This is a genomic window from [Ruminococcus] torques ATCC 27756, from assembly GCF_000153925.1.
GTDB lineage: Bacteria > Bacillota > Clostridia > Lachnospirales > Lachnospiraceae > Mediterraneibacter > Mediterraneibacter torques.
In genome coordinates, this window is sequence record NZ_DS264356.1 from 84,001 (window position 1) to 104,423 (window position 20,423).

The following is a 20,423-nucleotide window of genomic DNA, read 5'->3' on the forward strand; positions in this document are numbered from 1 at the left end:
AACCTCCTATTGTTTAATCTTACGCCTGTTCTTTTGTAAAAATCTGCGCTGCAGCCGCATCTTCTCTTGCATATGCCTGAATTTTTTTCTTGCGCTCACTTTCGTTTTTCTCGATCAGGATATCATTCAGTCTTCCATAGCGCCCCGGTTCTCCCTGAACAGTTTCCCGCACACAAAGTTCCTTATCACTTCTGTAAGAGTTTCCGTCGATCGTCTCTTTAAAATAATATTTTAACTTTTCATTTGCAAAAAGAACAAACTTTTTCACATAAATATTTTCATACATCGGAGTAAGCACTTCCGTCGAATAATCGGACGATTCTTCTCCTCCTTTTTGCAGGCTGTAATAAAGCATTACCCTGCTTCCCTTCTGACCTTTATACTCGATCAGTGTTTTATCCCAAAGCTGCAGTTCGATCAGCCAGTCTTTTTCATATGAAAGAAAGAACGGAAAATAAATCTGCTTTCCACACAATTCCTGAAGGAATTTCTTTAACGTCTTTCTTGTCTGCGGACTGTACTCTCTCGTCGAATAGTATTTTAATACCGCTACTTTGCATATATCGATCGTATCCTCGCCCTTTTCATATTCACGGCAGATGATATCGATCACACTCCTGCTGATTTTTCTTTCTTCCACCACATATTCTCTCGACATATACACAAGATACGCCTGCTGAAGCCTGAAATATGCACCTTCCGCATAATACTGCTCAAACACCTGCGCTTCCTGAAATAATTCTTCCGAAAAGAGCATCTGTGTCAGGATCCTCTCTGCCAGCTTATGCGTATGTACTTCATAATCCCGCGCCTCTCTCCAAAGCATCTTCATATCAGATGTCGCGCCGCAGTAATAGCTTGCCAAATACGTCAGGATCACCTTGTCATATTGACCTTTTTTAAACAATTCAAAGCAGACATATGTAAGAAAATCATCATTCTCATAATTATTCTCTCTGATCGTTTTGCTGCAAAGTCCCAAAAGTTCATCTTCTTCGTAATTTTCAACTCCGTTTTCTCTGACGATCTCTGTCGTCAGTTCCTGAACTTCTTCTTCCTCCCGCGTTCTTCTCAGGCCGTTAATATATTTCCTGCACATATCCATATAGCGAAGCTCATAAAAAAGTCTCTGACTCTCATATGGGATAGAATCTGTATAATGCCTTCCGTCTTTTGACTCCCACACAAGCCGATCGGTTTTCGCATACAAGAATACACGCGCTCCGTTTTCCGTATACGGTGATTTCTGAGTAATCGTGCCGTCATCTGCAATAACATGAATAAATTTCATATTCGGCACTTTCGTCGTAATCCGGTATGCATGACATACATCATAAAGCGCTTTTACCCTTTCAGGATTCATAGATGCCTCTACTACAAACCGTTTATAAATGATACGAAGCTGTTCGTCAACATTTCTCCGGTCAAGCTGATTCCATGCAAACGCTTCCATCTCGTCTCTGTAATGAGCGTAAATCTCGCTGCTTTCATCTTCATATGTGATCAAGTTTGAATATAAAAATGCGCATTTATGGTAATCCAATGAATTTCCGTGCATAAAATACAAATATACCGATCTCGGAAGCGCTTTGTGAAAATCCGCCGGAACAACCGAAGCCATATAATATTCATAAAGCTGAGCAATCTTAAGCTCTGCTTCCACCGCTTTTTCATACCACTGAAAATAACAGCTTTCCACACAGTTTCCTTTGATCAGAAGAGTACAGATCGCCGTCAGTATCATCGATTCCTTATACATCTTATAAGAACCGACAAGAACCGCATATAACTGTTTGTCAAAAACTTTCATCTGACTTGCAAGATTTGCAGTGTAAAGCGCCAGTTCTCTTGTCATCAGTTTATGTTTGACTGCAAACAGAAGAACCCGAACTTCAAACATTCCGAGCTTTTTCAGAGAAGAACTCTTTTCCCTGTAACATTTAAACGCCTGTAAATAGAACCAGACGCTATGCGACTTTTCATCATAAAACTGTTTTTCCAAAGCCCGAAGACGTTCACTGTATATTTTATACTCCGAATCCACTTCCACAAGCATACACAAAATCTTCCAACTATCCGGATGCTTCATAAATGACTTGGAAAGCTCTTCCGCAACCTTTCGCTGCCCGATCGTGTCATTTGACAAAAGCGTTGTCAAATACAAATAATATGAACTAAGTTCCACATCCTTACCGATGGCAAAGCGATTATAATTATATGATTCGAGAAGCCATTTCGCCTCTTCCAAACGTTTTCCGATCAGACAGATATGTGCATGCGCAAGAAGATAGAATTCATTTCTGTCATCAACTTCCCTCAGATGGCTGATCCGACGGATTGCTTCCTCGACCCATTCGTTCAGTTCCAGTTTTCCACTTTCATATTTTAAATAGTTTTTAACAATTCCCGCAAACTCTCTGTCGTTTGCACGATAATCCTCATCTCTGCTTATATCTTTTTCTACGACAACCTCATAGGTAAGAGTCTCGTACGGAGATTCTAATATGATCCTGCCGAAATTACTTCCCGGATGAAGTGCTTCCACATTCAGAAAATATTCCAGCCGGTATGAATTTCCGATAAACTCTTCCGTCGTTACACGGGTATGTTCAACAGAGAGGAATTCCCCTTCTGTATGTACGTCGATTTCTAAATATCCCCACGTATTTTTTCTGATAGTAAACGTCTCTTTCCGCGCCTCTGAAAGCGACATAAACGCCCGGCTTTCCTCCTCAAGTGTCAGGAATATCTTCTCTTTTTGCTTACATCCTACGAGAAATTCTTCCAAAGCCTGCTGATCCAGTTCCCATTTCCGCATATTTTCATAAAGCGCCTGGATCCGCTTATCTTCGTATTTCAGTATTTCGTAAAAATCTCTGGAGCGAAACAGCTTTACTGCCTCAGCCGCATCCCGAAAAGACAGCTTCTTAAAATCGTCAAGACTTTGTATCTTCCCATAGCTCGTCATAACATACGGTTTCTCGATAATCGCGGTAAATGCGACATCATACTCGCCGCCGTTGCAAACGATCGTAAACTTCCCATGTTCGACATGCCCCGGCATCAACCCGCTGCCGTCATATGTATAATATATATTGACAGGATTCCCGTCGAAACCTTGTTCGTCACACTGCACACGATAAGAAGAGGGATAGACAAGACCTCTGATCGTTCCTTCCCCCTGATTTTTCAATGAAAAACTTCCTCTGTATTTTTCCCCTTCTCCGACTCTCATTACAATATGTGTTTCCGGAAATATAATTTCCGGCTGCGGAATATGAAAGTCGCCTTTGGCAAATCGTTTGATCTTATTCTTCAAATCTGTCACCTACTCATCATTTTTGCAGCAGTCCGGGCATGAACGTATCGCGGACTGCTGTCTTTTGCCCTCGGACAAAAGTACGCTACTATGAATTATAACATTGTTCTGTCTCTTCTTGCAATGGGGTATTAAAAGAATTTCAGAGATATTGTATACAAGTATACGATATCTCTGTTTGGCTAAAATGCTCTGTTTTCAAACGATTTTACTTCAAGGGAGCATCTTTGATCATCTGCGCATATTCCAAAGGCTTGTATCCAAGTTTTTTATACAGAGCTACGGCTCTTGTATTATCTTCTTCCACTTCAAGCCTCATCCTTGTCACCGCCGAGCCTTTCACCTTATCAAGATATGCAAAAAATTCCCTTCCGATCCCTTTGGAACGAAACGCTTCCCGCACATACACTTCTTCAATCCACCAAACCATTCCTCCCGCTTCCTGAGAATAAGTTTTCGCGATCAGCCCGTATCCCGCCGCTTCGTTTTCACATTCAAAAAGAAATATCTCGGCATAGACATCAGAGCGAAGCGCCTCATCTGCAGTCCGTTCAAAATAGGTGTCCGGAACCGGATGTAATACGGCATCCGAATGATAAAACTCTCTCGCCATCTCCATATAAGTCTTTTTGTCTTCTGATCTCATTTTTCTTATCATTTTACTTTCTCCTTTTCTTTTTCTTTTTCATAAAACTTGCACCTTTTTCACAAAAAGGCGTTTCAATGCAATAAATATATTTTAGAAGCAGCCGCATTCCGGGATTCATCCGCCTTTTTGCCTCAGCATAAAACTTCCGATACAATTTATAGGATTCTTTCCATATTCTCCGGTCTTTTGTCGGATAATAAAACAAAATGCGCCGCACTTCTTCATAAAAACTATTCCACTCTTCTTCCGAAATCTGAGGATACTGTTTTTTCAGATGTTTCAACCAAACTTCCGAATAATCATCTGTATCCGAATGCCTGTTTCCGAAAATCTGCTTCTTTGGTTTTTCCGTCAGTCTTGCAACTTTAACTACATCGTCATACATTGTAAGAATACCGATTCCGCCCCGAGTCGTCCCAATCTTTCTCCTGTGACGTTTTCCTCTGACTACAGCCTGAATAAAAACGCCTCCAAACGCAGCCCCCGCCACAAAAACAACACACACAATCAACCGAAAAACCTGATTGCTTTTAAAACTGTTTTCTTTCTTTTGTTTTGCCGCATCCGCTCCCTGCATCTCGTTTCTTGAAGATGCCGGCGTATGTTCCATTGTGATCCACTCTCCTGTTTTCTCATCATATACTTCACACCATGCATGTCCCATTGTTCCGTCAACCTGCGCCTCATAAGTTCCGTTTTCTTTTTCTTTAAACGCAGAAGCCGGAACTACCAAACCTTCCACATAAATCGACTGGTAGCCGCACATCCTGTAAAGTAAAGCTGCTGTTGTGGCAAAATGTACACAAAATCCCTTTTTATTTTCAAACAGAAAATACTCTGCAAAATCCCATTTTGCAGGCGTTTTCCCAGGATTCGTATCATAAACTATATTCGACAAAGCTTCGTCAATCTGATTTTTCACAGCAGAAAACGAACTCTTATCCCATCCTTCGCACATTTTTTGCATACGGGTAAGTTCCGAAGGATACTGTAAAAATAGCTCCTCTTTTTCTTCTTCAAAATAATACTTTGAAGAATACACTACCTCTTCTAGTTTTTCATTTGTCCACGCACTGTCCTCATAAGTCGTCCCCCACCTATCATAAAGGTATGTTTTCTTTTTCTCAAGCACAACACATGTAGACACTTCCGAAGACGGCTTAAAAGAAGAAATAGCTTTGAGATCGTCCATTTTTCCGCCCGACGTCATATTGTCATTTTTTCCGTTTTGTTGTGTCGGATCATTTTCCGGCCGGAAAGGATTTTTTTCTTCTATATCTTCTCTGTCATGCTTGCTTTCAGCATCTGTTTTTTCTTCATCTAACTTTTTGCCGTCTTTTTTATTTTTTATTTTTTCAGCCAGTTCTTCTGCTTTTCCGATTACGTTCTCTCTGATTTTCTGTCTCGTTTCCTGATAAAATCCATTCTCGTCTACTCTGATCTGATCGATCTGTTTTCCCGCAAAAACAGAAATTCCCGCAGCAATCCCAAAGACCGCCGAAATCAAAACAAGTGAACGAAAAACCTGTTTAGCTTTGCATCCTTCCATTGCACAGCACGTTCCATACAATACCGCGGCAAAAACCAACATCCACGACGCCCATGGCGGCGGAAATTTTCGCGCGCATGCAGCAGATATAAACGGTGCAAAAATAACCAAATAAGCAATTACGCGCAGCCTCCTTACTTTGAATGCCGCAATCAACAAAATAAATACCGCAAAACTCACGGCAATCTCTGCAAAAATGATTTCTTTTCGTCCTATTTGATTTGCCAGCGCTTCCAAATCAAATACAGATAAAAATGCATTCCGCCATAATAAGACTGCACAAACAGCACTAAGCGCTTTCACAAAATTTATTTCCGGATTTTTCTTTTCCACATCGGCATCCCCACTTTTATAAACGAAGAAACAACTCTTCTTTCCCATCTTTTTTAATCTGCCCCTGTCCATCGATCGTAACTATACTGCTAAACTCTGCCCCTTTAAAACGCTCCCTCATATAGGAATCTCTTTTCTCTGTATTTCCGCACGGCTTTATATCGATCAATTCCCATACCATCTGACAGCAGCTTTCTTCATCTTTCACTTTCACAGTCACAATCTGTTCTGTATCCTCTTCATACCACGCAGCCAGATGAATACATTTTTCTTCAACAAGAGTGATCGATAATGATGCTGCTGTCTTTAGCATTTTAGAAAAACCGTTCGCAGTACATTCTTTTTCTCTGATGTCAAACCAGATCAGTACGGCACATCCTAAAGGAAACGCCCTCTCTTTTGCTACAAGCTCTTCTTTCGCGGCAGTCAGTTTCCAATGAATATCTTTTAAAGAATCTTCTCTTCGATACTCTCTCACCTGATAAATTTCAGAAGGATCATCTCCCTTTTTCTCACAGGAATATTCTTCCGCATCTGTTTGAAATTCTCTCGTCTTTCTTGTGATCTCAACAGGCATCAGTTCAAATTCAGGCATGATCTTCACAAATACTGTTTCAGCCTCTCTTCTCCTGATATAAAAAATACAAAGGGGATCATAAATTCTTATTTCATTCAACGTAATTTCCATACTGCCACAAATATTCCCCGGCAGCTCATACCAAAATGTTCTGACATTTTCCGCCTGTATCACTCCCCGTATCCGCTTCTGTTTCTTTTTTTCTTCAATCTTGTTTCCCACAAGGATCACAGCTTCATACCGCATATTCCATGCGGATTGATTTTTTACGGTAATCCCGGCTTTTATCGTCTTTCCTTCTTCACCCATCGAAGGAATACGCGTCATATCTGTTCCGACTTTTCCTCGCTGGATCATCAAAAACCAAAATGATAAAAGCGGATACATTATAACAAATATAAGAAGTCCTGAGATTACAGTATCGTTATACATAAAAAATAAATATATCGTAAGTATAAGAACTGCCAGATATCCGATTATTCTTTTTACCATCTGTTCATCCTCAATATTTCTGTCTCATTGTCGGAGTCGGAACACTCTCCAGAACCCGCCGGATCAGTTCTTCTTTTTTTATATGGCCTACCTTCGCTTTCATATTCAGAATGATCCGATGCTCTGTGACACACGGAAATATTTCCTGTACATCGGAAGGAACGACATATTCCCGTCCATTCAGCCACGCACATGCTTTCGCCATAGCTGTCAACGCGACAGTTCCGCGAGGACTTAAACCTAACTCTGTCCATTCATTTTCCCTTGTTGCTTTTGCAAGTTCCACAATATAACCGAAAATCCGGTCATGTACAAAAACCTCCTTAACTTCTCTTTGCATTTCGATCAATTCCTCTGCATTGACAACCGGATCGATTCGTTCTCTCGTTTTTTCTATTGACTGTTCCCGTTTCAAAATCTCAATTTCCTCTTCTGCCGTCGGATAGCCCATACTCACACAGATCATAAAACGATCAAGCTGTGACTCCGGCAGAAGCTGAGTTCCGGCGGAACCTACCGGATTTTCAGTCGCGATCACAATAAACGGCTCTCCTGTCCTGTGAGTTTTTCCATCAACCGTTACCTGATGCTCTTCCATTACTTCCAAAAGCGCGGACTGCGTCTTTGGCGACGTTCTGTTTATCTCATCTGCCAAAAGAAGATTGCATATAGCTGCACCCGGCTGATACACAAATGTCCCTGATGCTTTATCATATATCGTAAATCCACTCAGATCTGCCGGAAGTACGTCCGGCGTAAACTGCACCCGATTCACCTTAAGTCCCATTGCATGCGAGAACGAAAGCGCCAGCGTCGTCTTTCCCGTTCCCGGAATGTCTTCGATCAGAACATGACCTCCGGCAAGAATTGCTGTCATAACTTTTCTTAAAATATCTGTTTTCCCAACGACTGATTTCTCCACTTCCCCTATAACTGACCGCGCTCGACATCTGTTTTCTTCCATAAGTTATTCTCCCCGATCTTATTCGCTTTTGCCTCTATATTTGCACACGTTTATTATCCTGTTTCATCTACTTATAATCTACTCTATGTACAATATCAAAATCAACCGTTATACAGAATTTTCCGGTAAAAATGTGACAGTTCACCTGCCCATTCATAAAAATGCGGCGAAAATGACCGCTGTCATCTTCGCCGTATATATCGTTTATTCTTTGATTCCTCTTTCTCTTAAATAAGCCGTCTCTTCTCTGTAGAAGTCCAGACACTTTTCAGGAGTCGTATGAGGTTCCATCGTACAAAAACCTGTATATCCGTCTTTTTCAAGCCTCCGCAAAAGTCCGTCTATGTTCACCGCTCCGTCAGATGCATATGGATAATAGATATCATTTCCCGCAAACATCCCCGTCATTTTCCCTCCTCTGCACTGCTTTTCGTGTCCGAATTCAGGATGATAAAAACAACCGTTTTTTATATGTACATGAACAATATACTCCTTCAAAACTTCATATGCATACGGAAAACCTTCATATCCCGCCTGATAATAGTTGGTCGCATCAAAATTTGTTTTAAAATATTCCGAATTCATATGCTCTACAATCGTTTTCATCCCTTCGGGACTTTGAGTAATATCATGAGCCTCATTTTCCAAAGCCAGATAGATTTTCCTATGCTTCGCTTTCCTGATCGCCCGCCCATAATACTTTTCCAATTCAGAAAAAGAAATTTCCGGACCCATTGCGACATGATAACAATAATGATTTACAACTTTTGCTCCCAGCTCATAAGCTATCTCAACAGCTCGTTCTAATTCTCTCGAAAAAAGTTCCGGATCTTTCGCCAATTCTTTATCAAATCCTGCTCCAAAGCATACACACGCTGCTTTTATTTGATATTTCTCCAGTATCTTTTTTGCTTGTTCCACATCTCTGTTTGCATACAAACGTTTATGCAGAAGTGTTTTTCCGACTTTTACAGGAATATTTTCCGGCCATATTTCGATAAAATGAATCCCGTTTTTTTGAAATAAAGATAAAATTTCGTCTAATTCCATCACACTTCCAAGCGTCTCTCCGGATATTGCTGCTTTCATAAGACTCACCTGCTATTTCATATATTCTTTTACATTCTCTTTTGTAACAAGCACAGACGGTACTTTATACTCTGCATCCACCTTTTTCCCTGCTTTCAGATCTTCAAGCATTTCAAACGCTTTTTCAATCTCTGCCTTGGAATCAACATAGATCGTCGCTGCCATTTCTCCTGAATCAACTGCTTTTAATCCTTCATTTGTTGCGTCCAGACCGTAAACTTTAATCTGTTCCGATTTTCCCGCCGATTTCAATACAGACACTACTCCGAGAGCCATTCCATCATTGTTGCAGACGATTGCGTCAATTTCTTTTCCTGAAGCCAGCCAGTTTTCTGCCAAAGGCGCAGCATCCGTAGCTCCCCAGTTGCCTGCCCCTTCAAATACAACTTCTACATTCGGGTATTTTTCAAGAACAGCGTCATAACCACCGCAGATCTGATTTGTCGTATCCTGCCCAAGCGTTCCTGTCATAATCGCAATTTTAGCATCTTCTCCACAATCCTTAATAACCTGTTCCATTTTCAATTCCCCGCCTTGTCTTACATCTACATGAATCAGAGATGTGACCAAGTCGGTTGCCGACACATTATTATGGATAACAAACACCGGAATTCCCGCGTCATGAGCCTCTTTCAACCCTGTCGTCAACCCGTCCACGCTGCACGGTTCAACGAGAATAGCTTCCGCGTTTTCAGAAATAGCCGTCTCAATCTGAGATACTTGTTTCGTAGCATCAAGATCAGCATCCATCAACTGCACTTCATACCCTGCTGCCTCTCCGACCTCTTTAAAATTTTCTGCCATTCCGACCATAAACTCATTCTGTTGGTTACTTACTGTCATAAACACTTTTCCGGATTCTTCTTTTTTCCCTTCTGTCTGTTCTGCTTTCTTATCCGAACCTCCGCCGGATTCACTTGTACAGCCCGCAAAAGCCATCATACACATAGACACACATACTGCCACTGCCAACATCTTTTTCTTCATCATTTTTCCTCCTTAAAACTCATTTTTTAATTTTTCTTTTTCTTTCCTCTTAAATCCAAAAATACGGCGAGTAAAATAATAATTCCTTTAATGATATTTTGATAAAACGAATTTACTCCCATAATATCAAAACTGTTTTGAATAATCGTTAAAATCATTGCCCCGACAACCATGCCAAGAACATTTCCCGATCCTCCGGTCATGCTGACACCGCCGATTACTGCCGCCGAAATAGCGTTCATTTCATACCCTTCCGCCACAGTGCCATTCCCCGACGTAATTCTTGAACAAATCAAAATTCCTGCAATTCCCGATAAAATTCCGCAAAAAACATAAACAAACAACTTTACTTTTGCAGTGGACACACCGCTTAACCTCGCTGCATCTTCATTTCCTCCCACTGCATAAATCCGTCTTCCCAAAACAGTTTTACTCAGGATAATATGTCCCGCTAAAACAGTGATCACAAGGAAAATCACAAGTGAAGGTACTCCTAAAACTCTTGAATTCGCAATCATATTAAACTCTTCAGATAGTCCGAAGATCGGAGTTCCGTTTGTAAAAACAAGGGGAATCCCTCTTGCAATCGTCATCATGCCCAACGTCATAATAAACGGCGGAAATCCAATGTATGATACACCGATTCCATTTATAAGTCCGCACAGCGCCCCAAGTCCGACTCCAACTAAAATAACCAGAGCAATCGGCATATTTTTTTCTGCCACAGCTACAGATGCAGCCATTGTTCCCGATAACGCCATTACAGATCCGACGGAAAGATCAATCCCTCCTGTGATCAAAACAAATGTCATCCCTACGCCGATTACCCCTGTAATAGACGCCTGCTTTATAATATTCAGAAGATTCTGCCCTCTGAAAAAGCTTGGACTGATAACAGATAAAATAAGGATCAGAATAATCATAACCCAGAGTATTGCCGTCTTTTTTACAAATTCCATAACAGAATTTTTACTTAAAACTTTCATTCTTTTTCCTCCTTTCTGTATCCCGATGCAAGAGTCATAATATTTTCCTGCGTCATCTCTTTTCCTCGCAATTCTCCGGTCTGTTCTCCTTCATGCAACACAATAATTCTTTGACTTAACCCGATCAACTCCGGCATTTCCGACGAAATAATAATGATTCCCTTTCCCTTACAGGCTAATTCCTCTATAATCTTATATATCTCTGCTTTTGCGCCAACATCAATTCCTCTTGTCGGTTCATCAAAAATGATAATATCAGGATCATTTAAAAGCCATTTTGAAAGAACAACTTTTTGCATATTCCCACCCGAAAGACTTCCGACAATCTGATCCATTCCCGTAACTTTTGTGTTCATACGGCTGATCATTTCCTCCGCAGCTTTTCTTCCCAACTTTCTTCTATAAAATCCAAATTTGGAAAGACTGCTCTCAATTACAGAAACCGCATTATCCTCGACTGATGCCGTCAAATTCAAACCGTAACGTTTCCTATCTTCGGTCACAAGCGCTATTTTTTGCCTGATTGCATCTTTCGGACTTTGTATTCTGACAGGAACTCCGCCTATTTCAATCTCACCTTCTTCCAGTTTCGCCGCTCCGAAAACAGCCATCATCAATTCTGTTCTTCCGGCTCCCATCAATCCGGCAATTCCAAGTTTTTCACCTTTCCGAAGTTCAAAATCAATCTTTTTAAACTCGCCTTTCCGTGAAGCATGTTTTACTTTAAGGATCACTTCGCCGATTTTACTCTTACTTTCCGGATAAATTTCCGTGATCTCACGCCCTACCATAGCTTTGATCAGATCATTCGGACAAAGATCTTTTGTCTTTTTTGAAAATACATACTGTCCGTCTCTAAGCACTGTAATGCGATCCGATATTTCAAACAATTCATCCATTTTATGAGAAATATAAATGATCCCTGTTCCCTGTTCTTTAAGCATTTTTATATTTTGAAATAATTTCTCCACTTCCGCTTCTGTAATTGCAGAAGTAGGTTCATCCATGATAATAATTCTTGCCCCATAAGAAAGTGCTTTCGCAATTTCCACCATCTGCATTTCAGAAACACTTAATTCTCTCATCAGTACAGACGGTTCCAGATCGATTCCCAACATATCCAAATATCTTTTTGACTCTTTTTCCTGCTCTTTTTTAGACGTAAAGATCCATTTTCTTTTTTCTTTCCCAAGAAATATATTTTCAGCAACAGACATATCCGGAATCGGATTGAGTTCTTGATGAATCATGGCAACTCCGGCTTTGAGCGCCTGATCCGGATTTGTGTACGCTTCATCTGATCCCAAAACAGAAAGACTTCCCGAATCCTTTTTATACATACCCATTAATATTTTCATTAGTGTAGATTTTCCTGCTCCGTTTTCTCCGATCAAGGCATGAACTTCTCCGGCAAAAAGATCAAACTGCACATTCTTCAGGACATTATTCGTCCCAAAAGACTTACAGATTTCTTTCATTTCCAGTAATTTTTCCATAAGTCCCTCCTAAACAGCTTAAAATTCTTCTGCAAAATCCGGTATTTCTACTTCTGCTCCGCCATGGTCTGCTGATTCCTGTGCGCAAATACCGGCCGCCGTATAATTTGCCGAGCGAACCGCATCCATATACGGCTGTCTTCCCTCTACGATCGCATTCACAAATTCATTGCAAAGATGAGGATGAGAACCTCCATGCCCGCTTCCTTGTATAAAGGACGGCTGATTTGGATCTTTAATAGCTGAACGCAACGTATACTTTTGAATCTCTTTTGGCAAAAGTTCCGCTGTGTCCGGAGCTGTAAACTTTGTAAAATCATCAATGCCTGTGAAAATAGTATGTCCTTCGTCTACCGTCGGCTCCCACTCAAACGACATTTTATCTCCGTAAACATCAAAACACTCTCTTACCTGACGTACTGTCTCGAAAAGACATCTATGTGCCTCTGCTACGATATCGCTGTTTCTCAATCTAAATGTAGCGGTTTCTACCGCATACGGACACCCGTAATGTTCAGCTCTTTCTTTATTTACCCTTCCGCTTCCAAGACACCGCACACTCTTAGCTGTTGTACCGGCCAGATCCAGAATCGGTGACAGTACATGCGTGCCATACCAAAACGGCGGAAATCCCTGCCAGTAGTCTCCCCAGCCTTCCAGAGACATGTTCTGCATATGATCACCTTTTAAATACTGAATTTTTCCAAGTTCACCATTTTCTTTTAATCTCTTTACATAAAGGTATTCTCTTGTATAAAGCGAAGTTTCCATCATCGTATAGATTTTTCCAACTTCCCTGGATGTTTTTACAATCTCTCTCAACTCATCCAAAGATGTCGCCATCGGAACTGTACATGCAGTATGTTTCCCGGCTCTTAGCGCTTTGATCGACTGAGGATAGTGTTCTTTAATCGGCGTCACAATATGAATCGCATCCAATTCTTCATGTGAAATCATATCATCATAATTTGTAAATCTTAATTCTTCCGGAATTCCGAGTTCTTCCCCCACTTTATTTAAAGTTTCGGGATTCCTTGTACAGATCGCCACTTTATCAACAAGCGGATGATCACAGTAAATCGCCGCAAATTCTTTTCCAAATCCAAGTCCCGCTACTCCGATATTTACTTTTTTCATTTTCATTCCTCCTTTATCATCTTATCTATCGCTTCCACGCTGATCTTTCCTTCCATAGGACCAAACGCCGCTGTATTAATCGCACCTGCTGCTGCTGCCATTTTCGCCGCCTCTTCAATTCTCTTTCCTTCACACAGTCCGCAGATAAACGCCGCGTCAAAACTATCTCCGGCTCCGGTTGCATCTACAGGCTGAATTCTGTAAATTCCTGTTTCAACCGTTTTTTCCTTCGTATAAATCTTTGACCCCCGCGAACCTTGCTTTAATGCCAATATTTCAAGCTCAGGATTTTTAAAGCATTCTTCAACAGCTTCTTCCACTGTTTCTTTTCCTGTCAACAAAAGAAGTTCTTCCTCCCCGGGCAAAAAAACATTCGTCAACCGCATCAGATTCTCCAGAATTTTATCCGTCTCTTTTTCCCCTATTAATTCTTTTCTGATATTCGGATCAAAAGAAACCTTCGCCCCTATTTTTTTTGCCGTTTGTGCCGCTTTTAAAATTTCTTTTGCAAACTCTATATCAGCAAACAAAGAACAGCCCATTACATGAAAATACCGAACTCCATCCAGCACATCCTTCTGCGGCGCTTTCGCTTCAACAGCCGGAGTATTCCCCATATGAAAAATAAATTTTCGGGAGCCATCATCAAAATATGTTACAATCGCACATCCTGTAGCTTTTTTTGGATTTTCAATCACATGCGACACATCGACTCCGTCACTTTTCAATCTGTCCAACAGACATTTTCCAAAATCGTCTTTGCCTACTCCTCCGATAATTCCGCCCTTATGTCCGAGTCTCGCCACTGTATCAATAAAAATCGCCGGTGCTCCGCTCGGATAAGGTCCTCGAAAAACTCCTGCTTTATCCAGTGGCTCATTTTCTTTCTCCCGCATAATTTCCACGATCATTTCACCCATCGTCCAAATTTCTGCCATTTCATATCCTCTCCTCAAAACGTAAATTCATGTTTCAAAAATGTTAAAGATTCTTTTATATAGCGATCCAGCATTTTCTCATCTGCATTCCCACTTAAATCTCTCCACACTTTACAGTCCCGAGCGACCTCTCCTCCTTGAAGAAGAAACGGTTCCATAACGACGCCTTTCTCATATCCGATATCTCTTAGCGCCCGTCCGATATCTCTCCAAGGAAGGGATCCCATTCCCGGAAGCTTTCTGTTTGATTCTCCCACATGCAGATGGCCCAATTTTCTTCCTGCAAGCCGGATAGCCTCCGGAATATTATCTTCTTCGATATTCATATGAAATGTATCAAGAAGGAGATTAACGTTTTCACTTCCGACTCTCCTGCAGTATTCCAATCCTTCCCTGCAATCTGTGATAATATAAGTTTCATATCGATTCAAAACTTCCTGACAGCATTCGATTCCCAATGATTCCGCAGCTTCTGCAACCTCTTTCATCCCCTCGATGCTTCTCTCCCAGGCAGCTTCCTTATCCGTTATTTCAAATTGACACGGCCAATAAGAATACATTGCTCCAACAAGTGATTTAGATCCTACTTTTTCCATTGCTTTTAATATATCGATCAAATAGTTTACTCCCGCTTTTCGTATATCCGGATCAGGAGAAGCAAGATCTTTATCTTTTGCCGGTCCGATATTTGCCGTCAATACCATATCCATATCTTTCGCCGCGCGCCTCAATTCTGAAAGTTCATAATCTGACATTTCCAACAAGTGAGGAGCACCCATTTCCAAAATGTCAAATCCGATGTCTGAAACTCGTTTTAATGTTTTCAAATAATCACATTGCCATTTTGTTCCCCAATAAGAATATAATGTTCCAAATTTCATCTTCATCCTCCTTCTTTTTCGTGCTCGTGCACGTTTTTCTTGTATTTATAGTACCATGTTCATTTTATTGTTTCAATACTATATATTCACCATTTTTTCACTGTATTTTTTGTGCATTTTTTACATTTATATTGAGTTGTATGTTACATATATTTTTTTTGCACAAACTCTTATTTTTTGTAACTAGACACGAGCACGATATTATGTTATATTATTAGCAGTAAAAATGGTATTATATGGGAGGTGATTATTACATGGCGGTAACCGTAAAACAAATTGCAGAGCTGGCAAACGTTTCTCGAGGTACTGTAGACCGGGTACTAAACAATCGTTCCGGAGTCAGCGAGGCAACGCGCCAAAAAGTTTTGAAAATCGCAAAAGAACTGCACTATGAACCGAACTTCCTTGCCAAAGCGTTAGTATCTAAAAAGGAATCCTTAAAAATCGGGGTCATCTTAACACCGGATTATAACCCCTTTATCCATGATATTATTTCGGGAATCAACCGTGCCAAGAAGGAATTTTCTGCTTTTGGAATCGAAGTAATCATCAAACTGATGACCAGTCTTGATCCTTCCGAAGAAATCCGGATTATTAACGATTTAACTGAAAACGGAGTCAGCGGAATGGCAGTCTTTCCTCTGGATCACCCAAATGTTTACGCCCTTCTTAACTCCCTTATCGAAAAAGGAATCGCCGTAATCACCTTTAACTCTCCTGCTCCCGAAGTAAAAAGTTTATGCTTTATCGGACAGGATCATTATAAAGGCGGAAGAACCGCAGCCGGATTAATGTGTAAGATTCTTCCGAAAGATGCCAGAATAGGAATCATTATCAGCAGTACAAAACTTTCATGCCATCAGCAAAGACTGCTTGGTTTTCAAAATAAAATCTCGGAAACACGACCGGATATCAAAATCGTCGGCATTTCTGAAAATCAAGATAAAAAAGAAGATGCCTTTCGCATCACCTTAGAATACTGTAACAAACTTCCCGATCTGGACGGAATCTATATTACAGGCGGCGGTATAGCCGGAGTGGGAAGCGCCTTGGATATCATAGATGATTCTGAGAATATCCATGTGATCTGTCACGATCTTACAGAAGGCTCCATTCACTTGCTCCAAACACAGGTTGTTGATTTCGTATTGGGACAAGAACCGGTAAACCAAGGATATTTATTGATCAAAACTTTATTTGAATATTTAGTTAAAAATATTACTCCGCATAAGATCATCGACATTCCGGTCACAATTTCCACCGATGAATCTTACAAAAAAGAAGAACCTTAAAACAGATGTTTTTTCTTTTACATTTTGATCCCAATACAAAAAAGAGTTCAGCAGTATGATAGTATCATCTGTTCTGAACTCTTCTTAATTTATTTTATGATTTATTTATCCTGCACTGTCTCTCTGAGTTTCTTTGCTGCAACTTCTTCTTTAATCTGTTCTATAAACTCTTCCAGACCACACTGACCTTCATCTCCGGCAAATCTGCTTCTTACAGATACTTTGCCTTCCTCTTCTTCCTTCGCTCCTACAACGAGCATATACGGAATCTTTTTCATCTGTGCCTCGCGGATCTTATATCCGATCTTCTCCGCACGACTGTCAATTTCTGCGCGAATACCCGCCTCCTTCAGATCTTCAAGCACTTTACCTGCATAATCAAGATATTTGTCAGAGATCGGAAGAACTTTCACCTGTACCGGAGCAAGCCATGTCGGGAATGCGCCCGCAAAATGCTCGATCAGAATTCCGATGAAACGTTCGATAGAACCGAATACAACGCGGTGGATCATAATCGGTCTGTGCTTCTCTCCGTCCGCTCCTGTATACTCAAGTTCAAATCGAAGCGGAAGCTGGAAGTCAAGCTGGATCGTACCGCACTGCCACGTTCTTCCGATAGAATCTTCCAGATGGAAGTCGATCTTCGGACCGTAAAAAGCTCCGTCCCCTTCATTTACAATATACGGAAGTCCGATATCATCAAGCGCGCTTCTAAGAGCATCTGTCGCCATTTCCCAATCTTCATCACTTCCCATACTGTCGTCCGGCCGTGTAGAAAGCTCGACATGATACTTAAATCCAAACAAACTATACACTTCGTCGATCAGTTTTACAACGCCTTTGATCTCATCTTTAATCTGTTCCGGCGTCATGAAAATATGCGCATCATCTTGTGTAAAACAGCGAACTCTCATTAATCCGTGGAGCTGACCTGATTTTTCATGACGGTGCACAAGTCCCAACTCTCCCATACGGATCGGAAGATCACGGTAAGAACGCGGCTCTGACTCATACACAAGAATTCCGCCCGGACAGTTCATCGGTTTAATTGCGAAATCTTCCTCATCAACTACTGTTGTATACATATTTTCTTTATAATGATCCCAGTGACCTGATGTTTCCCATAAATGGCGACTTAACATAATCGGCGTATTAATTTCTACATATCCCGCTCTGCGGTGAATCTCTCTCCAGTAATCAAGCAGTGTGTTTTTCAGAACCATACCGTTCGGAAGGAAAAACGGAAATCCCGGTCCTTCTTCGCGCATCATAAACAGACCGAGTTCTTTTCCAAGTTTTCTGTGATCACGCTTTTTCGCTTCCTCAATCATCGTCAGATATTCTTCAAGCTCTGCCTTTTTGGAAAAAGCAGTTCCGTAAATTCTCTGAAGCATTTTATTATGTTCGTCGCCTCTCCAATAAGCGCCTGCAAGACTTGTTAATTTAAATGCTTTCACCGGTTTTGTTGTCATAAGATGCGGACCTGCGCACAGATCGGTAAATTCTCCCTGTGAATAGAAACTGATCGTTTCGCCTTCCGGAAGATCTTCGATCAATTCTACTTTATAAGGCTCATTTTTTTCTTTAAAATACGCAATCGCTTCTTCTCTTGGCATTGTATACTGTTTGATCTCAAGATTCTCTTTTACGATCTTCTTCATCTCAGCCTCGATCTTATCAAGATCCTCTGCTGTAAGCGGAGTCTCCTTGTCTATATCATAATAAAATCCGTCTGCGATCGACGGTCCGATCGCAAGTTTCGCATCGGGATACAGCCTTTTAATCGCCTGCGCCATAATATGAGATGCTGTATGACGAAAAGCTCCTTTTCCTTTTTCATCGTTAAATGTCAAAATATTCAATTCACAATCTTTGTCAACAACAGTTCTTAAATCAACTTCCTCTCCGTCAATTTCCCCTGCCGTAGCAACTCTTGCCAACCCTTCACTAATATCAAGCGCAATTTCATAAACACTCATCGGCTGTGCATATTCTTTGCTTGATCCGTCTTTTAATGTGATCTTCATCTTTTTCTTCCTTTCTTTTTGTTATTCTTCCCTGTCCGCAAACATAAAAGAAGCACTCCATACGGAATGCCTCTTATCTATGAATCTATGCTGCACGGAAACACTCCACACAGGGACGGGAAAACTCCCGCGGTTCCACCCTGTTTGTCTTCGTCAGAAAACCATCTTAATTCATGTGATGATAACGGAATCACCGTGCCGTATTAAGGCCGCTCCGAGGTGGTATTCAGTCAGCCGGAACATCAGGATCTTCACACCATACAGATCCCTCTCTGAGATGACCGGACAGCTTACTGTCCTCTTCAACACTTTCATAATCATTTTTACTTTACAACGGCTATTTTACATCAAAATAAGAATGTCTGTCAAGCCTGAAACTGCTTCTAAACGCAGAAAGCACCTTCCTTGCTGCAAGTTTTGTCTTTGCAAACTCAACCTCAACACAAAGTGGTGCTTTCTTTTTCTCTGCTTATTTTCCTGCAAAATCAATTATTCACGTTCCAAAAGATGATCGATCAAACGATCTCCTTTTTCTCTGAAGATCCCCGTTTTCTGTGCCGTCCGTTCAGAATACTCATCCTGTCCTTTTACTGCATTTGTGCTGTCATACAACATATACGGAACAGGATCACCTGTATGAGTACGCACGCGCACAGGCGTCGGATGATCCGGAAGAATCAGCATCCTGTAATCTTCACCCGCCTGCTCAAGTCCTTCTGCCACAGGACCGATCACAAGGTCGTCTATCAATTCAATCGCTTTGATCTTATCATCCGTACTTCCCTGATGTCCCATCTCGTCCGGCGCTTCAATATGTACATAAACAAAATCATAGCCGTCCTCTGTAAGCGCTTTCACCGCAGCTTCAGCCTTTCCTCCATAATTTGTATGGAGTCCGCCATTTGCTCCTTCTACCGTAATATTATCCATTTCTGCGCCTACTGCAATTCCTTTTAACAGATCGACAGCAGAGATCATTGCGCCTTTTACTTTGTTTTTTTCTTCAAACGAAGTCAGCGCAGGACGCGTTCCCGCTCCCCAAAACCATGCTGAATTGGCTGGGTTTTTCCCTTCTTCCCTGCGTTTTATATTGATCGGATGATCTTTTAATATATCGTAGCTTTTCACCATCATTTCCCGAAGCACTTCATCTTCCGGGAGATATCCGCCGATCTTCTTTGTCAAAATATCATGAGGCGGCGTCAATTCTGTCACATGTCCGTTATTCTGGATCAGCAGGTGACGGTAGCTCGTTCCTACATAAAAATGATATCCGTCTTTTGCAAGCCCTTTACTTAATGCTTCCATAAGAACTGCCGCATCCTCTGTCGATATTTCTCCCGAACTGTGATCAAGAATCGTGCGTTCTTCATAACAATCTTCATCCTCTGTCAATGTAACAAGGTTGCACCGAAAAGACACATCCAAGTCCCCCATCTGCGCGCCGATACTCAAAGCTTCTAACGGAGAACGTCCTGAATAATACTTCTTCGGATCATATCCGATCACCGACAGGTTTGCAGTATCGCTTCCCGGAGACATTCCTTTCGGAACTGTCTGAACCATCCCGATCTCCGCGTTTTTTGCCAGACGATCCATATTCAGAGTCTTTGCCGCTTCAAGCGGTGTTTTCCCTGACAGAGACTCCAGTGGTTCATCTGCCATTCCGTCACATAAAATAACGATATATTTCATAATTTTCGTCCT

At 41.2% G+C, this 20,423-nt stretch carries 15 protein-coding genes and 1 other annotated feature; of the genes, 1 reads left to right on the top strand and 14 read right to left on the bottom strand.

The window, feature by feature from the left end:
- Window positions 1-19: 19 nt before the first annotated feature.
- The 12 genes from RUMTOR_RS06830 to RUMTOR_RS06890 form a co-directional block, all read right to left on the bottom strand.
- Window positions 20-3,319 (bottom strand): DUF5717 family protein, encoded by a 3,300-nt coding sequence (locus RUMTOR_RS06830; protein WP_009242548.1) that lies wholly within the window; start codon window positions 3,317-3,319, stop codon window positions 20-22.
- A 208-nt stretch (window positions 3,320-3,527) separates the two neighbouring features.
- On the bottom strand, window positions 3,528-3,977 hold the full coding sequence (locus RUMTOR_RS06835; protein ID WP_004846455.1) for a GNAT family N-acetyltransferase: 450 nt from the start codon (window positions 3,975-3,977) through the stop codon (window positions 3,528-3,530).
- Window position 3,978: 1 nt separating this feature from the next.
- Window positions 3,979-5,898, bottom strand: coding sequence for a transglutaminase-like domain-containing protein (locus tag RUMTOR_RS13470; protein ID WP_004846456.1), 1,920 nt, complete (start codon window positions 5,896-5,898; stop codon window positions 3,979-3,981).
- Window positions 5,867-6,919, bottom strand: coding sequence for a DUF58 domain-containing protein (locus RUMTOR_RS06850; protein ID WP_004846457.1), 1,053 nt, complete (start codon window positions 6,917-6,919; stop codon window positions 5,867-5,869). Before RUMTOR_RS06850 ends, RUMTOR_RS13470 begins: the two co-directional genes overlap by 32 nt.
- 10 nt (window positions 6,920-6,929) lie before the next feature.
- Window positions 6,930-7,883 carry an AAA family ATPase gene (locus tag RUMTOR_RS06855; protein WP_004846458.1) on the bottom strand — a complete coding sequence of 318 codons (954 nt, stop codon included), beginning with the start codon at window positions 7,881-7,883 and terminating at the stop codon, window positions 6,930-6,932.
- 204 nt (window positions 7,884-8,087) lie between these two features.
- On the bottom strand, window positions 8,088-8,972 hold the full coding sequence (locus RUMTOR_RS06860) for a sugar phosphate isomerase/epimerase family protein (RefSeq protein WP_004846459.1): 885 nt from the start codon (window positions 8,970-8,972) through the stop codon (window positions 8,088-8,090).
- Window positions 8,973-8,984: 12 nt separating this feature from the next.
- The gene (locus RUMTOR_RS06865; RefSeq protein WP_004846460.1) at window positions 8,985-9,962 is read right to left on the bottom strand and encodes a sugar ABC transporter substrate-binding protein; all 978 of its coding nucleotides are present in this window, start codon (window positions 9,960-9,962) and stop codon (window positions 8,985-8,987) included.
- 23 nt (window positions 9,963-9,985) lie between these two features.
- A complete protein-coding gene (locus RUMTOR_RS06870) occupies window positions 9,986-10,945 on the bottom strand; it encodes an ABC transporter permease (RefSeq protein ID WP_004846461.1) in 960 nt (319 codons plus the stop codon).
- Window positions 10,942-12,441 (bottom strand): sugar ABC transporter ATP-binding protein, encoded by a 1,500-nt coding sequence (locus tag RUMTOR_RS06875; RefSeq protein ID WP_004846462.1) that lies wholly within the window; start codon window positions 12,439-12,441, stop codon window positions 10,942-10,944. The genes RUMTOR_RS06870 and RUMTOR_RS06875 overlap by 4 nt, the downstream gene beginning before the upstream one ends.
- 18 nt (window positions 12,442-12,459) lie before the next feature.
- A complete protein-coding gene (locus tag RUMTOR_RS06880) occupies window positions 12,460-13,578 on the bottom strand; it encodes a Gfo/Idh/MocA family protein (RefSeq protein ID WP_009242713.1) in 1,119 nt (372 codons plus the stop codon).
- Between the two features lie 2 nt (window positions 13,579-13,580).
- On the bottom strand, window positions 13,581-14,516 hold the full coding sequence (locus RUMTOR_RS06885) for a sugar kinase (RefSeq protein ID WP_004846464.1): 936 nt from the start codon (window positions 14,514-14,516) through the stop codon (window positions 13,581-13,583).
- A 14-nt stretch (window positions 14,517-14,530) separates the two neighbouring features.
- A complete protein-coding gene (locus RUMTOR_RS06890) occupies window positions 14,531-15,397 on the bottom strand; it encodes a D-psicose 3-epimerase (protein ID WP_009320692.1) in 867 nt (288 codons plus the stop codon).
- Window positions 15,398-15,651: 254 nt separating this feature from the next.
- Between RUMTOR_RS06890 and RUMTOR_RS06895 the strand changes: the two genes are divergently transcribed.
- Complete coding sequence (locus RUMTOR_RS06895; RefSeq protein WP_009242715.1) at window positions 15,652-16,689, top strand: LacI family DNA-binding transcriptional regulator; 1,038 nt, start codon at window positions 15,652-15,654, stop codon at window positions 16,687-16,689.
- A 101-nt stretch (window positions 16,690-16,790) separates the two neighbouring features.
- Here RUMTOR_RS06895 and thrS read toward each other — a convergent pair whose 3' ends face one another.
- On the bottom strand, window positions 16,791-18,716 hold the full coding sequence (thrS, locus tag RUMTOR_RS06900; RefSeq protein WP_004846467.1) for a threonine--tRNA ligase: 1,926 nt from the start codon (window positions 18,714-18,716) through the stop codon (window positions 16,791-16,793).
- A 108-nt stretch (window positions 18,717-18,824) separates the two neighbouring features.
- Window positions 18,825-19,031 (bottom strand) — a binding site (T-box leader).
- Between the two features lie 174 nt (window positions 19,032-19,205).
- Window positions 19,206-20,411 (bottom strand): cofactor-independent phosphoglycerate mutase, encoded by a 1,206-nt coding sequence (locus RUMTOR_RS06905; protein WP_004846470.1) that lies wholly within the window; start codon window positions 20,409-20,411, stop codon window positions 19,206-19,208.
- Between the last annotated feature and the right edge of the window lie 12 nt (window positions 20,412-20,423).

What these genes read in the sequence shown, in the direction of transcription:
- thrS (WP_004846467.1), bottom strand. Translation starts at nt 18,716, where the DNA reads ATGAAGATCACATTAAAAGACGGATCAAGCAAAGAATATGCACAGCCG.
- RUMTOR_RS06850 (WP_004846457.1), bottom strand. Translation starts at nt 6,919, where the DNA reads ATGGTAAAAAGAATAATCGGATATCTGGCAGTTCTTATACTTACGATA.
- RUMTOR_RS13470 (WP_004846456.1), bottom strand. Translation starts at nt 5,898, where the DNA reads ATGGGAAAGAAGAGTTGTTTCTTCGTTTATAAAAGTGGGGATGCCGAT.
- RUMTOR_RS06875 (WP_004846462.1), bottom strand. Translation starts at nt 12,441, where the DNA reads ATGGAAAAATTACTGGAAATGAAAGAAATCTGTAAGTCTTTTGGGACG.
- RUMTOR_RS06885 (WP_004846464.1), bottom strand. Translation starts at nt 14,516, where the DNA reads ATGGCAGAAATTTGGACGATGGGTGAAATGATCGTGGAAATTATGCGG.
- RUMTOR_RS06855 (WP_004846458.1), bottom strand. Translation starts at nt 7,883, where the DNA reads ATGGAAGAAAACAGATGTCGAGCGCGGTCAGTTATAGGGGAAGTGGAG.
- RUMTOR_RS06860 (WP_004846459.1), bottom strand. Translation starts at nt 8,972, where the DNA reads ATGAAAGCAGCAATATCCGGAGAGACGCTTGGAAGTGTGATGGAATTA.
- RUMTOR_RS06865 (WP_004846460.1), bottom strand. Translation starts at nt 9,962, where the DNA reads ATGATGAAGAAAAAGATGTTGGCAGTGGCAGTATGTGTGTCTATGTGT.
- RUMTOR_RS06870 (WP_004846461.1), bottom strand. Translation starts at nt 10,945, where the DNA reads ATGAAAGTTTTAAGTAAAAATTCTGTTATGGAATTTGTAAAAAAGACG.
- RUMTOR_RS06905 (WP_004846470.1), bottom strand. Translation starts at nt 20,411, where the DNA reads ATGAAATATATCGTTATTTTATGTGACGGAATGGCAGATGAACCACTG.
- RUMTOR_RS06880 (WP_009242713.1), bottom strand. Translation starts at nt 13,578, where the DNA reads ATGAAAAAAGTAAATATCGGAGTAGCGGGACTTGGATTTGGAAAAGAA.
- RUMTOR_RS06835 (WP_004846455.1), bottom strand. Translation starts at nt 3,977, where the DNA reads ATGATAAGAAAAATGAGATCAGAAGACAAAAAGACTTATATGGAGATG.
- RUMTOR_RS06895 (WP_009242715.1), top strand. Translation starts at nt 15,652, where the DNA reads ATGGCGGTAACCGTAAAACAAATTGCAGAGCTGGCAAACGTTTCTCGA.
- RUMTOR_RS06890 (WP_009320692.1), bottom strand. Translation starts at nt 15,397, where the DNA reads ATGAAATTTGGAACATTATATTCTTATTGGGGAACAAAATGGCAATGT.